Here is a 13,264-nt window from a genome sequence, read left to right on the forward strand (position 1 = left end):
GGGGACAAGAAGCAGCAATTCTCACTCCGCCAGCGCCGCCGTCTTGAGCGGCGGGATCTCCCGCTCCTCGGCGATGTGGCGGCGATACGTGGCGAGCGCCTGCCCGACCACCTGGTCCATATTGTAGTAGCGGTAGGTCGCCAGGCGGCCGACGAACAGCACGCCCTTCGTCGCCTCCGCAAGCGCCTCATACTGCTTGAACAGCGCCTGGTTCTCCGGGCGCGGGATCGGGTAGTATGGATCCCCCTCGGCGCTCGGATATTCATAGGTCAGGCTGGTGTTCGGCGCCTGCTGCCCGGTCAGGTGCTTGTATTCGGTCACCCGCGTATAGGGCACCTTCTCGTCCGGATAGTTCACCACCGCCACCGGCTGCGCCCACTCGCGGTCCTCATGGACATGCTCGAAGCGCAGCGAGCGATAGGGCAGCTTGCCGAAGCGGAAGTCGAAATATTCGTCGATCGGGCCGGTAAAGACGATCTGGTCGAAGCTGAACCGCCGCTTCGCCTCTTCGAAAGTGACGCCCAGTTCGAGGCCGATGTTCGGATGATCGAGCATCTTGGCGAACATCGCGGTGAAGCCGTCGCGCGGCATCGCCTGGAAGCGGTCGGTGAAATAGCGATCGTCGGTATTCGTCCGCGTCGGCACGCGCGCGGTGACGCTCTTGTCGAGCTCCGACGGATCGATCCCCCATTGCTTGCGGGTATAGCCCTGGAAGAAGGTCTCGTAGAGTTCGCGGCCCACCGCCGAGATCACCACATCCTCGGAGCTGCGGATCACCGTCACCGGCTCCGCCCGAGCGGCGAGGAAATCGGCGGCCTCCTCCTCGGTCTCCAGCGACAAGCCGAACAGCGCGTTCAGCGTCGTCCGGTTGATCGGGATCGGCACCAGCTGCCCGCGCACCTCGGCGAGCACGCGATGCTCATATTGCCGCCATTCGGTGAAGCGGGAGAGATAGTCGAAGATATCCGCGCTGTTGGTGTGGAAGATATGCGGGCCGTATTGGTGGATCAGGATCCCGGCCTCGTCCTTGTGATCGAAGGCATTGCCGGCGATGTGCGGCCGCTTGTCGATCACCAGCACGCGCTTGCCGGCATCGGCCGCCAGCCGCTCGGCCATCACCGATCCGGCAAAGCCCGCGCCGACCACGAGATAGTCGTAATGGTCGCTGCGCACCGGCTTGAGCAGCGGCTGGTCGGGCTCGGCGACCTGCAGGATCAGCCCGAGCATGCGCGCCGCGACCTGATCCCAGCTCTGCTCGGCAAGCAGCGTGTCCGCCTCGATCCGCCACGCATCGCCGGTCCGGCGCAGCGCCAGCGCCTGGTCGCACGCGTCGACGAATGCCGCCGCGCCGTCCGCCACGAACACGCCGGCGACGTCGCCATAATGGCGGATCACGTCGACGATCGGGGTCGAGACCACCGGCAGGCCGGCAGCCAGATATTCGGGCGTCTTGGTCGGGCTGATGAAGCGCGTCGCCTCGTTGATCGCGAACGGCATCAGCGCGACGTCCCAGCCGCCGGCGTAGAGCGGCAGCTCGGCATAGCTCTTGGAGCCGAGCCAAGCGATGTTGGCCCGCTGCGGCAGCTCGGCGGGATCGATCTTGACCACCGGGCCGACCATCACGATCGTCCAATCCGGCCGGGCGTCGGCGAGCGCCGCGATAAGCTCCAGGTCCATCCGCTCGTCGATCACGCCGTAGAAGCCGAGGCGCGGACGCGGCAGCCCCGTCTGATCGGCGACATCCTGCACCAGCGCGCGGCCCTGCGCGAAGTGTGCGCTATCGACGCTCGACGGGAACGGGTGCACCGAAGCATGACTCTCGCGCTTCGCCTCGTAGAGGCTGTAGCCGCCGGTGAAGACGAGGTCGGCGAGCCCGAACAGCTCCTGCTCCAGCGGCATCAGCTCGGGGGGCGCGAAGCGGAAATTCTTCAGCTCGTCCATGCAGTCATAGACGGTGCAGGCCGCCGCCAGATGCCGGGAGAAAGGCAGCATCATCGGCGTGTAATACCAGCGGATCAGCTGCTCGCCGATGCCCGCGACATGATCGTCGAGCAGCGCGCGCAGTGCCGCCGTCCGCGCATCGCCACCCATGCTGCCGGGTAGATGCGGCACCGCCACCGTCACCCCTGCCCCTTCGTCTCGCAGCTCCAGCCAGGGCGTGGGGCTGTCGTCGTCGATCGGCTCTTCCCAGAACAGCACGTCCATGTTGCGCGCGAAGCGGGTCATGAGGTGCTGCGGTCGCTGGAAGACGAAATTCCAGCGGAGGTGCGAAAAGCAGATCAGCGCGAAGTTGCTGCTCGGTCGGGTGCTTGCGGCATGGTTGGTCAAGGACGGTTTCCCTGTTGCGGTCGACAGAGAGAACCCGCCCAAGCTTCTTCCCGTTCCAAGACCTCCGCAACAATTCTTTTAAAAACAGCATGATACAAGTTAATGCAATTTGGTCCCGCAGCAGCATTGCGGGCGGCACCGAAGTACCGCCCGCCTTGTGCTCAGGCCGCGTCGACCATCACGATCTCGCTGTCTTCGATCGCGGTGATCTTGACCACCTCGGCATCCTTGATCGCGGCGCCGTCGCGGGCATTGATCCGCACACCATCGATTTCCACCGCGCCGGTGGCGGGCACCAGATAGGCGCGGCGATCGCTGCCGAGCGTGTATTCCGCCGTCTCGCCGGCGCGCAGGGTCGCGCCCACGACACGGGCGTCGGTGCGGATCGGCAGCGCATCACCGTCGCCTTCGAAGCCGCTCGCCAGCACCACGAACTGGCCGGCGCGATCGGTCTTCGGGAACGGACGCGTGCCCCAGCTCGGCTTCTCGCCGCCGCGGGTCGGCTGGATCCAGATCTGGAAGATGCGGGTGGTCTCGTCTTCCTTGTTATATTCCGAATGCGCGATGCCGGTGCCTGCCGACATCACCTGCACGTCGCCGGCGACAGTCCGCCCGTGATTGCCCAGATTGTCCTGGTGGGTGATGGCGCCGTCGCGGACATAGGTGATGATCTCCATGTCGCGGTGCGGATGCGGCGGGAAGCCGGACTGCGGCGCGATCGTGTCGTCGTTCCACACGCGCAGATTGCCCCAGCTGGTGCGGGCTGGATCATAGTAATTGGCGAAGGAGAAATGGTGCTTGGCGTCGAGCCAGCCATGGTTGGCACCGCCGAGGCTGGAAAAGGGGCGAAGTTCGATCATTGTGGGTCTCCCTGTGGGGGTGCGCCGGGCTGCGGCGCCGTTTCGATGACCGGGATATAGGCGGGCTCGACTTCTCCAATCAGTGGGATAAGTTGGAGCGAAACGTTCCAGGAAATAGAAATGTCAAACCCGGGCACGCCCACCTTCGACCAGCTCCGCATCTTCCTCGCCGTGGTGGACAGCGGCAGTTTCGCGGGCGCCGGGCGCCAGCTCAACCGCGCGGTGTCGGTGATCAGCTACGGGATCTCCAATCTCGAGGCGCAACTCGGCGTGCTGCTGTTCGATCGCGAGGGCACCAAGAAGCCCCGCCTCACCACCGCGGGCGAAGCGGTACTGGCCGAAGCGCGGACGGTGGCGCAGGGCATCGACGGGCTGCGCGCCAAGGTAAAGGGCCTGCTCGACGGACTGGAGGCGGAGGTGAACCTCGCCGTCGACGTGATGCTTCCCACCCGCCGGCTCGGCGAAGTGCTGCGCGCCTTCCGCGCCGAGTTCCCGACGGTGACGCTGCGCCTCCACGTCGAGGCGCTGGGGGCGATCACCAGCCTGGTGCTGGACGGCAAGGCGGTGCTCGGCATCTCGGGGCCGCTGGCACAGGGGATGAACGGCATCGAGTGCGAGGCGGCGGGATCGGTGGCAATGGTGCCGGTGGCGGCGCCAGACCATCCGCTTGGCCGGATGAACCCGATCCCGCCCGGCGCGGGGCGCGACCATGTCCAGCTGGTGCTCTCCGACCGCTCGCCGCTCACCGCCGGCCGCGACTTCGCCGTGATGAGCCCCCGCACCTGGCGCCTCGCCGACCTCGGCGCCAAGCACGCGCTGCTTCGCGAAGGCATCGGCTGGGGCAACATGCCGCTGCCGCTGATCGAGCCGGACCTCGTCGCCGGCACGCTGGTGCGGCTGGCGATGCCGGAGAGCCCCGGCGGCATGTACCGCTTCGGCGCGATCTGGAGGCGGGATGTGCCACCCGGGCCAGCGGCGTCGTGGCTGCGGGCGCGGTTCGTCGAGGTGGGGCGCGAGGATGCGGATCTGGAGGGGCTTGGCGAGGCGTAAGATGGGACGGCACCGGGTGCCTGCAACGCGTGAAGGCTCGCCGCGCCGACCGGCTGCCGACTACCGAAGTTTAGGAAGTTTAGGCTCGCGCAGAATTGCGCAGGCCCCCATCTTCTCCTGCGTCAAGCGCGCGAGGCATGTCGCGTCACGCGCGAAGGGACGGTATCCGGCGAGATCAAAGAGCGACCACTCCCAGGTGGCGCATAGAACATATAAGGAACGCCGTTGCAGACGCAAGGAGGCTGCGGCCAAGTATGGTTGAGGCTCTTTGGCAGCGACCCGACCTGCTGGATTGCTGCCCGACGGCTTTCGCGTGACAGATCGCGATCGCGGCTGTTGATCCAGCGCGCCGCCGGGTGGTCTCCTACCGTTCGGCAGCTCCAACGGCGGCTGCTTGTTCGGTCATCTGCTTGCAAAGCGTGCGCTCAGATAATTTCTGTGCTCGAGCATTCTCGACGAGCGATATCGTCTGGCCCTCGCGGACCTCCTCAGGATGCGCTGGATCCGCCGGGTTCATCAACCCAATAACCTGCGGTCCAACAATGGTGCCGCGCCGGCCAACCTCTTGCTGCACACGCGCGGCGGGCGTGGCAGTCATTCCGCTCAAGGTCGCAGCCACGATCCTCCGCGCGTTCGCCACATCACCTGTGGTCGCGAAGCCATTGGCGACACAATATTCAATAAGGCCTAAGCGATTGTACGTCGCGCCAAATGCCCTTTGCAGCTGTTCGTCGGAAGGCAGGTCCTGTGCCTGCAGGGCACCCACAGACGCCGTTCCGAGCACAACCCCGACCATGAGCTTGAGATAACACGTACGCATCCAAACCTCCTTAGCCGGCGAGCGAACGCTCTTGAACAGCATCCGATGCAGATGAAGTGAAACCACACGTGGCGTTCGGACCCTCGTCCTTCTTGCAAGATGGCACGTCGGGTTCAGCAAGCGACTCCCCAAATGCCACGCATGCTGCTGGCAGCGCCGCCGTGATCCACCGTAAGAACCGCGCGACCGCTGCTGCTATCTGTCGCTGCATTCGACGTGGAGCGGCCGGTAGCCCGAATGTGCAGACGGTACCCCGAACAGGAAGCGGTGCCCTTTCCTGTCTCCAAGTCCTCGCCCTCTCTCTCGGTCAACCGACACGAGCGTAAGCCCTGCGGATCTCGGAGCATGAGCTCGCTGCCAATAAGCTGGAGATAGTCGTGGCCTGCCCCAGTGAACGTAAACGTGCAGCCTGTCTCCTGCGTCGACTGCTCGTCCTCGTCGCTCAGCGGCACGAGTGGCATCCGCTTCGCACTTGCTTGGGCGGCGATCTGATGTGGCCGCGACGCCGCGCCTAAGGTCACTGCGGCTGCGCTGATCAAGACGGCACGAACGAACAGCATGCTTCTCCTTCTCGGGGGGCAGGACCGGCAGAACGCTGGCCCCTTGCGCCTTTAGCAAGGCCGAAAAGCCACCGCATCTAGCGCGGACCGGCCCCTCATTTCGCCTCTTCTGCCTCGAGATACCGCGCCGCAGCCCCGATTGCACGTAACTGCGGATCGACTAGAGGCGTTGGCCTCCCATGGGGTGTGTCGCTCATGGGATTGAGCCGAGGACGGTCGACCGGATGATGCGAGTGCTATCCAATGTCCTTTTCGCGCTCGCGGCGCTGACGGGCGTGTGCGCGATACTCGTCTATGGGTATCTCGTCCAACTAGCCTGCGGCTACGCCCCCGGTGCGACAAGCTGCAGCGGAGCGCCATGGGACCTGACGGCAGATGACCGCCTCTGGCTGATCGGCATGCCGGCTATCGCGATTGCCAGCCTCCTCGCCCTCGGAACGCTGGCAAGGCGGAAGGCTTAACCGAGCAGTTGGAGGGTCGCACGGGGGCTCCCCGGGGCCAGCTTCCCAAATCCTGGTAGGCGACCGCTTCGTCCCACCATGGGTGACCGAGGATCCGCTAAATCATCGGCCTGTCCTGGGGCCGCGCTGGGCACATCCAAACGGCAGAGCGTGGTGCAAAAAGCCCTTCACGGGCCCGCCCACTAGAACAGCACCGCCCCACCCGCCACCAGCCGCACGTCCGGCGAATTGTGGTTCAAACCCGCCACCGCCAGCAGGTCCAACTGCAGCACCTTGGTCGGGCGCCATGCCGTCGACAGCGCGGCGAGGGCGTGGGTCTCGTGCCCCTCGGGCTCATTGTCGCGTTCCAGCGAGAATTCTGCGGTCGTCGTCACCTTCTCGCTGAGCTTGTAGCGCAGGCTGGTGATGCCGCTATAGGCGAAGTGCCGCCCCTGCCCGCTTTCGTTGGCGGCGGCGTCGGCCTCGCCGGTGAAGCCGATCGCGAGCTTCTCGGTCAGGTCATATTGCACCGGCACGATCGCGCCGGCGGACCAGGTGCCGTCGCCGATCGGCGACTTGCCGGTCGGCGCGGTGACGAAGCCCTCCACACCCGCGGAGAAGGGCTTGCCCTTCTCGCCGGCGAGATGCTGGCGGATCGCAAAGCGCAGATCGCCGGTGCCGCCGACCGTGTCGATGGCGCGGCTTGCCTTGTCGCGGGTGCGATCGTGGCCATAGCCGGTCCAGCCCAGCTGCACCTCTGTCTTGGAGCCCACGCCTGCGCGCACCAGCAGATCGGCGGTGACGATCCGGTCCTCGCGCTGGTCGGCGGTGTCGTCGCGTTCCCAGTCGACGAACGAGGTCTCGACATGGACGCGGCCCGGCTCGGTGGTGCAGCTCGATCCGCCGATGCTCGGCCGGGTCGGGCAGAAGCGCGGATCGTCATCGGCAAAGGCATTGCCCGCCGCGAGCAGTGCCGCCCCCAGCCCGAAGATGCGTGCCGTTCGTACCATGTCCTGTCCCCCCGAAGCTCTTGTGGAGGGCCAAACGATGTCGTGTCGGAAATGTTTCGATACACGCGCCTCAGGCGTCGCGGATCGCATGCTCCAGATCGGCGGCATGGGCGGCGGCGGGCTCGGTCGGCGCGGCGGCATCGGCAAGTTCGGTCTCGACGCGGGCGCCGCCGGTGAGCGTTCGGTGTACCGGGCAGCGATCGGCGATCTCGAGCAGCCGGGCGCGCTGGGTGTCGTCGAGGTCGCCCTCGATCTCGATCCGCCGGGTGAACAGGTCTGCCGGCTGGACGCCTGCCTGGCGCTGGTGGCCGGCGAGGGTGCGAATGCCGGTGACCGGCCAGCCCTTCTGCAGCGCATAGACGCGCAGCGTCATCGTCGTGCAGGCGGCGAGCGCCGAGGCGAGCATCTGATAGGGCGTCGGCCCCGATCCCATGCCGCCGACCGACACCGGCTCGTCGAGCATCAGCGCCACGCCCGCGACCTGCACCGCCACCTGGAACTTGCCCGCGCCGGTATCGCGCGCGATTGCGTCCAGGGCCACTTCGCTGCTCATGCCGTCTGCTCCGCCAATTAGTTTCGATCGCGATACCCTGCTTGAGCGTCAGCGTCACCGGGGTGCGCTCGGCAATCTCGGCGAGCCGTGCCTTGGCGGCCTCGTCGGGGCCGGCGATCGTCAGGGTGCGCTTGATGTGGCGCTCCTCGGGCTTGCCGAGGATCCGCAGGTCGACATCGAGCGCGTCGATCCGCCAGCCCTTGCGGTCGGCATACATGCGCAGCGTCATCGCCGTGCAGGCACCGAGCGCAGCGAGCAGCAGCTCATAGGGCGCGGGGCCGGCATCGGTGCCGCCATTGCTCGGCGGCTCGTCGGCGAGGATCGCATGGCTGCCGGCCTGGATCTGCGTCTCCATGGCCTCGGGGCCGATATGGGCGGTGGCATGCAGCATGGTCCTGGTCCTCAGATCGCCAGCAGCGCGATCGCTTCGATCTGCGCGGGGTTGAAACCGTGGTCGGCGAGCACCGGCACCAGATGCGCGGCGGGCTGGCGCTGGCGGCGCGTGGTGCAGACGAACTGGCGGATCGCCTCCAGCCGCGGATTGGCGAGCGGCGTCGGCCGGCGGGTGCCGAACAGCGTGTCGGCGACGCGGCCGAACAGCGAGGGCTTTTCGGTTGCCGCGACGGCGCTGCAGCCGCAGGCCGCCGCGTCCCGGAAGGCGACCGAGACGGCAGCCCATTCGGTCTGGCTGAGTTCGGGTGCTGCGCTACGATCCATCGAAACCTCCTGTGTTTGGCCGTTTCTAGCCGGGCGCCGCTGTTCCGATCAGCCGGATAGTTTCGACGCTATCGTTCGAGGGAGTTGAACAGCCGCTTTTCGATTTAGTCGAACATATGGGACGACTTTATTCCAGTTCTCAGGCCATCTCTCGGGGGCCATCTTCCGGTCACCAGGCGAGGCAGATCGGTCCCCGCCCTCATTCGGAGACACATCATGGCTACCGCACCCTATTCACACACCGCTACCCCTACCAACGTTCAGTCGGCCCTGCCGCTGGTGGGCCGCATCGGCATCGCCGCGATTTTCCTGCTCAGCGGCCTGTCGAAGCTTGCCGCGCCGGCGGCTACGATCGGCTATATCGCATCGTCGGGCCTGCCCCTGCCGCAGCTGGGCTTCGCCATCGCGCTGCTCGTCGAGCTGGGCGGCAGCATCGCGCTGATCCTCGGCTATCGCACTCGCATCGTGGCAGGCATTCTCGCCGCCTTTTCGGTGGCGACCGCGCTCGCCTTCCATTCGGCGCTGGGCGACCAGAACCAGTTCATCCACTTCTTCAAGAACATCGCGATGGCCGGCGGCCTGCTCCAGGTCGTCGCGTTCGGCGCCGGCGGCTGGAGCCTCGACGCCCGCCGCTAAATCGATCTGAAACGTTGTAAAAAGGGGTCGCACCGGCGGTGCGGCCCCTTTTCGCGTCCTCATCCACACGTACAGGCGATCTGCCGCGCCGGCTCGGCTAGGAAGGGACCCGAGGAGATCGCTATGACCCGCTGTACGCACATGAATTCGGAGACCGTTCGGGAGGTTACGCCGAGCGCCAAGGGGTGCGAGGAGTGCCTCAAGACCGGCAGCTGGTGGGTGCATCTGCGCCTGTGCCGGGAGTGCGGGCATGTCGGCTGCTGCGACCAGTCGCCCAACCGCCACGCCACCGCGCATTTCCACGAGACCGGCCATCCGATCATGGAAGGCTATGACCCGCCCGAAGGCTGGGGCTGGTGCTATGCCGACGGCATCGAGGTCGACCTGCCCGACCAGACGCCGCAGGATGGACCCATCCCGCGCTTCTTCTGATCCCGTCCCGTGGACACGCGCGGGCGGCGCGCTAAGACGCGGGCGATGATCGCGCTGCCGTCGCTTCGATGAACCCGCCCGCCCCGGCCTCGCGCGCCGCGCTGCTGCTGTTCGGCGCGGGCGATTTCGCGTTCAATCTCTACTGGCAGGCGGTCAATCTCTACCTGCTCTTCTTCTATATCGACACGCTGCGGCTGGCGCCGGCGCTGGCCGGCACGCTGTTCCTCGTCGGCGCGGCGTGGGACGGTGCGGCGGACTTCGTCGCGGGCGTGGTCGCCGAGCGGATGCGGCGGCCCTATCGCTGGCTGATCGGCTGGGGCGCCGTGCCGCTGGGGCTCGCCTTCGTCGCGATGTTCGCGGTGCCGGTGGGCGGCTGGGGCGCGGCGCTGGCGGCGCAGCTCGGCTTCCGCACGCTCTATGCCTTCACCAACATTCCCTATTCGGCCTGGACGACGCGGCTGGCCGGCACCAGCGCCGAGCGCTCGCTGCTCGCCGGGCTGCGGATGATCTTCGGCGCGGTCGCCGCGACGCTGGTGGCGGGGACGTTGCCGGGGCTGGTGCGGGCGCTCGGCGGCTATGGGGCGGCGAGCGCACTGCTCGCGGCGCTCGGCATGCCGCTGCTGCTGGCGATCGCGTGGGCGGTGCCCGAGCGGCGGCCATCGGGGGACGCAGCGACCCGCCCGGCGATCGGCCCGGCGCTGCTACTGCTCGCCCGCAACCGTGCGTTCGTTGCGCTCAACCTGGCGGCGGCGGCGGGTGCGGCGGCGGCGGCGCTCACCACGCAGTCGGTGCTCTATTTCTTCCGCTACGTGCTCGCCGACGATCCCGCCGGGCCGCAGGCGCTGGCTGCGATGGCATTTGCCAGCCTCGTCGCGACGCCGCTCTGGACGCTCGCCGCGCGGCGGGCCGGAGCGCGGGCCGCGTGGCTGGCGGCGTGCGGACTGGCGCTCGCGCTGCCCGCCGGCTTCGTGCTGCTGCCCGCCCCGGGCGTAAGCGCGGCGACGCTGTTCCTGCTGGGCATGCAGGTCGCCTTCGCGGGCTTCGGGCTCGCCGCCTGGACCTTGCTGCCCGACAGCGTCGACTGGGGTGCTGCGCGGAGCGGCATTCGAGTCGAGGCGATCGCGTTCGGCACCTTCGCCCTCGCCCAGAAGGCGGCGCTGGCGGCGGCGGGGTTCGCGATCGGGGCGATCTATCAGGCGAGCGGCTTCGTCGCGGGGGCACCGCAGGGGGCGGCGAGTCTAGCGGCGATCCGCTGGCTGATGCTGGCGGGACCGGCGGTGCTGCTGCTCGGCGCGCTGGCCGCGGTGCTGGCGCTGCCGCTCAGGCAGGATACGCTGGCCTAGGGTATCCTCCCCCGCCAGGGGGAGGTGTCAGGCGGAGGCTGACGGAGGGGGAGGATGCCAGAACCTCTCGGCCGTCGTGCGTCCTCCCCCTCCGTCGCCTTCGGCGCCACCTCCCCCTGGCGGGGGAGGATTACGGGTGGGTCACACCAGTTCGAAGCTGCCCGACACGCCTTCGGCCTGCGCCGAGGGCGCAATCCACAGCTGGAACTTGCCGGGCTCCACCGTCGGCTTGAGCGCTTGGCCGATGAACAGCAGGTCGGCGCGGGTGAGCGTGAACTGCACCGTCTTGCGCTCGCCGGGCTTGAGCGCGACGCGGCGGAACGCCTTCAATTCGCGCACCGGCCGGGTGACGCTCGCCGCCACGTCGCGGATATAGAGCTGCACCACTTCCTCGGCCGCGCGCGATCCGCTGTTGGCGATGGTCGCCGACACCACCAGCTTACCGTCCGCCGCCAGCCTGCCGCCGCCGAGATCGAGGCCGCTGTACGCGATCTCGCCATAGGTGAGCCCGTGCCCGAACGGGAACAGCGCCTGGTTCGAGAACTCGCGATAGTGGGTTTTGTATTCCTGCAGCGGACCCGCCGGGTTGGGACGGCCCGTGGCCTTGTGGTCATAGTGGTACGGCTCCTGCCCCGTCGCCTGCGGGAAGGAGACCGGCAGCCGCGCGGAAGGGCTGACCGCGCCGAACAATATGTCGGCGATGGCGGGCCCGTCCTGCGAGCCGAGGAACCAGGTGACGAGGATCGCCGGCGCCTTGAGTACCGCGCCTTCCAGCGCCAGCGCGCGGCCGTTACGGAGCAGCACCACCACCGGCTTGCCGGTCGCCGCCACCGCCTCGACCAGCGCCATCTGCGCCGGGGGCACGACGATGGCGGAGCGCGACTGCGCCTCGCCCGACATGCGGGCATGCTCGCCGATCGCCAGCACCACCACATCGGCGGCGCGCGCTGCAGCCACCGCCGCCTCGATACCGCCCGGGACGGGGCCGTCGAGCCCGGCGCCCTGGGTCACGCTCACCAGCGCCGGATCCTGGACCAGCGCCTTCACGCCGGCCGCAAGATCCACCGCCTCGGCATCGGTGCCATAGACGTTCCACGGCCCGATCTGATCGTGCAGCCCGCTGGCGAACGGTCCGATCAGCGCGATCTTCTTGCCCGCGCGCGGCAGCGGCAGCAGATTGCCCTCGTTCTTGAGCAGCACGATCGAACGCGACCCCGCCTCGCGGGCGAGCGCCAGATTGGCACGGGTACGCACGCGCGCCTTTTCCCGCGCCGGATCGATGCGGCGGAACGGATCGTCGAACAGTCCGAGCTGCACCTTCAGCGCCAGCACGCGCCGCACCGCCTCGTCGAGCCGCGCCATCGGCACCTCGCCCTTGGCGACCAGGTCCGGCAGATGCTTGATATAGAAGCCGCTCTGCATGCTCATGTCGACGCCAGCCATAAAGGCGAGCTTGGTCGCCTCGCGCGCGTCCGCCGCGAAGCCGTGCGCGATCAGTTCCTCGTCGGCGGTGTAGTCGGAGACGACGACGCCGTCGAAGCCCCATTCGCGGCGCAATACCTCCGTCAGCAGCCATTCGTTGGCGGTGGCCGGGATGCCCGAAAGTTCGTTGAACGACGCCATCACCGTCGGCGCACCCGCCGCGAGCGCCGCCTCGAAGGGCGGAAAATAGATTTCGCGCAGCGTCCGATCGGAAATGTCGACCGTGTTATAGTCGAGCCCCGCCTCCACCGCGCCATAGGCGGCGAAATGCTTGGCGCAGGCGGCGACCGCGTCTGCTGCCTCCAGCCCCTTGGCGCCCTGGAAGCCGCGCACCCGCGCCGCCGCCATCAGCTTGCCGAGCAGCACGTCCTCGCCCGCCCCCTCTACGCTGCGACCCCAGCGCGCATCGCGGGTGATGTCGACCATCGGCGCGAAGGTCCAGTCGATGCCCGAGGCTGCCGCCTCGATCGCCGCGACCCGCGCGGTGCGCTCGGCGAGATCGGGATCGAAGCTCGCCGCCTCGCCCATCGGCACCGGGAAGACGGTGCGAAAGCCGTGGATCACGTCGGCCGCGAAGAGCAGCGGGATCTTGAGCCGCGATTCGCGCATCGCAACGGTCTGCATCCGCTTGACCATCGCCGCGCCGTTGCCGTTGAACACGCCGGTCAGCCGACCGGCCCGCACCTCGCCCATCTGCCCGTCGAAGTTGGACGAGGCACCCGCCGGATTGAGCGTCACCGCCGCCCCGCCCGACCAGGCCGCGGCCATCAGGGTGAGCTGCCCGGCCTTCTCCTCGACGGTCATCTTGGCGAGCAGCGACTCGACCGCGGCGGGCAGTTTCTTCGCGCCCGCCTGGAGCAGCATCGCGCGCGCCGGGCTCGCCGCCCAGGCGGCCGCCGCGCTCGCCCCGATCAACACCGCACGCCTGGAAATATGGCCGTCCTTCACGCGTTTCCTCCCACAGCGTGGCCCTACATCGGCCACCGCATCAACAATCTTGCAACCCGCTATTGCTTCATGTAACCGGTTACAT

The 13,264-nt window shown here is 67.8% G+C and carries 11 protein-coding genes and 1 pseudogene; 4 read left to right on the forward strand and 8 right to left on the reverse strand.

Annotated elements, in window-relative coordinates; genetic code table 11:
• Positions 1-21: 21 nt before the first annotated feature.
• Complete coding sequence (gene glf / locus BM009_RS09565; protein WP_175487963.1) at positions 22-2,328, reverse strand: UDP-galactopyranose mutase; 2,307 nt, start codon at positions 2,326-2,328, stop codon at positions 22-24.
• Between the two features lie 161 nt (positions 2,329-2,489).
• Positions 2,490-3,188 (reverse strand): pirin family protein, encoded by a 699-nt coding sequence (locus BM009_RS09570; RefSeq protein WP_093295651.1) that lies wholly within the window; start codon positions 3,186-3,188, stop codon positions 2,490-2,492.
• A 120-nt stretch (positions 3,189-3,308) separates the two neighbouring features.
• On the opposite strand from BM009_RS09570, the gene BM009_RS09575 reads away from it, so the two are divergent.
• Positions 3,309-4,238: a LysR family transcriptional regulator gene (locus BM009_RS09575; RefSeq protein WP_093295653.1), complete on the forward strand. Its 930-nt coding sequence runs from the start codon at positions 3,309-3,311 to the stop codon at positions 4,236-4,238.
• Positions 4,239-4,602: 364 nt separating this feature from the next.
• Here the strand turns inward: BM009_RS09575 and BM009_RS09580 are convergent, their stop codons facing one another.
• From BM009_RS09580 to BM009_RS09610, 5 genes and pseudogenes are all read right to left on the reverse strand, one after another.
• Positions 4,603-5,058: a hypothetical protein gene (locus tag BM009_RS09580; RefSeq protein ID WP_139216585.1), complete on the reverse strand. Its 456-nt coding sequence runs from the start codon at positions 5,056-5,058 to the stop codon at positions 4,603-4,605.
• A 1,203-nt stretch (positions 5,059-6,261) separates the two neighbouring features.
• Complete coding sequence (locus tag BM009_RS09595; protein ID WP_175487964.1) at positions 6,262-7,068, reverse strand: transporter; 807 nt, start codon at positions 7,066-7,068, stop codon at positions 6,262-6,264.
• Between the two features lie 70 nt (positions 7,069-7,138).
• The gene (locus tag BM009_RS09600; protein ID WP_093295662.1) at positions 7,139-7,621 is read right to left on the reverse strand and encodes an OsmC family protein; all 483 of its coding nucleotides are present in this window, start codon (positions 7,619-7,621) and stop codon (positions 7,139-7,141) included.
• Positions 7,622-7,700: 79 nt separating this feature from the next.
• A pseudogene (locus tag BM009_RS09605) lies at positions 7,701-8,012 on the reverse strand (OsmC family protein); the annotation flags it as partial.
• An 11-nt stretch (positions 8,013-8,023) separates the two neighbouring features.
• Entirely contained in the window at positions 8,024-8,338 is a 315-nt protein-coding gene (locus tag BM009_RS09610; protein ID WP_093295664.1) for a hypothetical protein, read from the reverse strand.
• Positions 8,339-8,554: 216 nt separating this feature from the next.
• Between BM009_RS09610 and BM009_RS09615 the strand changes: the two genes are divergently transcribed.
• The 3 genes from BM009_RS09615 (at position 8,555) to BM009_RS09625 (ending at position 10,749) form a co-directional block, all read left to right on the forward strand.
• Entirely contained in the window at positions 8,555-8,974 is a 420-nt protein-coding gene (locus tag BM009_RS09615; RefSeq protein ID WP_093295666.1) for a DoxX family protein, read from the forward strand.
• 123 nt (positions 8,975-9,097) lie between these two features.
• On the forward strand, positions 9,098-9,406 hold the full coding sequence (locus BM009_RS09620) for a UBP-type zinc finger domain-containing protein (protein WP_093295668.1): 309 nt from the start codon (positions 9,098-9,100) through the stop codon (positions 9,404-9,406).
• A 68-nt stretch (positions 9,407-9,474) separates the two neighbouring features.
• Positions 9,475-10,749 carry an MFS transporter gene (locus BM009_RS09625; RefSeq protein WP_093295670.1) on the forward strand — a complete coding sequence of 425 codons (1,275 nt, stop codon included), beginning with the start codon at positions 9,475-9,477 and terminating at the stop codon, positions 10,747-10,749.
• A gap of 141 nt (positions 10,750-10,890) precedes the next feature.
• Here the strand turns inward: BM009_RS09625 and BM009_RS09630 are convergent, their stop codons facing one another.
• Positions 10,891-13,179, reverse strand: a complete 2,289-nt coding sequence (locus BM009_RS09630; protein WP_093295671.1) for a glycoside hydrolase family 3 N-terminal domain-containing protein — start codon at positions 13,177-13,179, stop codon at positions 10,891-10,893.
• Between the last annotated feature and the right edge of the window lie 85 nt (positions 13,180-13,264).

The organism is Sphingomonas sp. NFR04 (genome assembly GCF_900114095.1).
GTDB lineage: Bacteria > Pseudomonadota > Alphaproteobacteria > Sphingomonadales > Sphingomonadaceae > Sphingomonas.

What these genes read in the sequence shown, in the direction of transcription:
- BM009_RS09620 (WP_093295668.1), top strand. Translation starts at nt 9,098, where the DNA reads ATGACCCGCTGTACGCACATGAATTCGGAGACCGTTCGGGAGGTTACG.
- BM009_RS09600 (WP_093295662.1), bottom strand. Translation starts at nt 7,621, where the DNA reads ATGAGCAGCGAAGTGGCCCTGGACGCAATCGCGCGCGATACCGGCGCG.
- BM009_RS09580 (WP_139216585.1), bottom strand. Translation starts at nt 5,058, where the DNA reads ATGCGTACGTGTTATCTCAAGCTCATGGTCGGGGTTGTGCTCGGAACG.
- BM009_RS09615 (WP_093295666.1), top strand. Translation starts at nt 8,555, where the DNA reads ATGGCTACCGCACCCTATTCACACACCGCTACCCCTACCAACGTTCAG.
- BM009_RS09575 (WP_093295653.1), top strand. Translation starts at nt 3,309, where the DNA reads ATGTCAAACCCGGGCACGCCCACCTTCGACCAGCTCCGCATCTTCCTC.
- BM009_RS09625 (WP_093295670.1), top strand. Translation starts at nt 9,475, where the DNA reads ATGAACCCGCCCGCCCCGGCCTCGCGCGCCGCGCTGCTGCTGTTCGGC.
- BM009_RS09610 (WP_093295664.1), bottom strand. Translation starts at nt 8,338, where the DNA reads ATGGATCGTAGCGCAGCACCCGAACTCAGCCAGACCGAATGGGCTGCC.
- BM009_RS09570 (WP_093295651.1), bottom strand. Translation starts at nt 3,188, where the DNA reads ATGATCGAACTTCGCCCCTTTTCCAGCCTCGGCGGTGCCAACCATGGC.
- BM009_RS09595 (WP_175487964.1), bottom strand. Translation starts at nt 7,068, where the DNA reads ATGGTACGAACGGCACGCATCTTCGGGCTGGGGGCGGCACTGCTCGCG.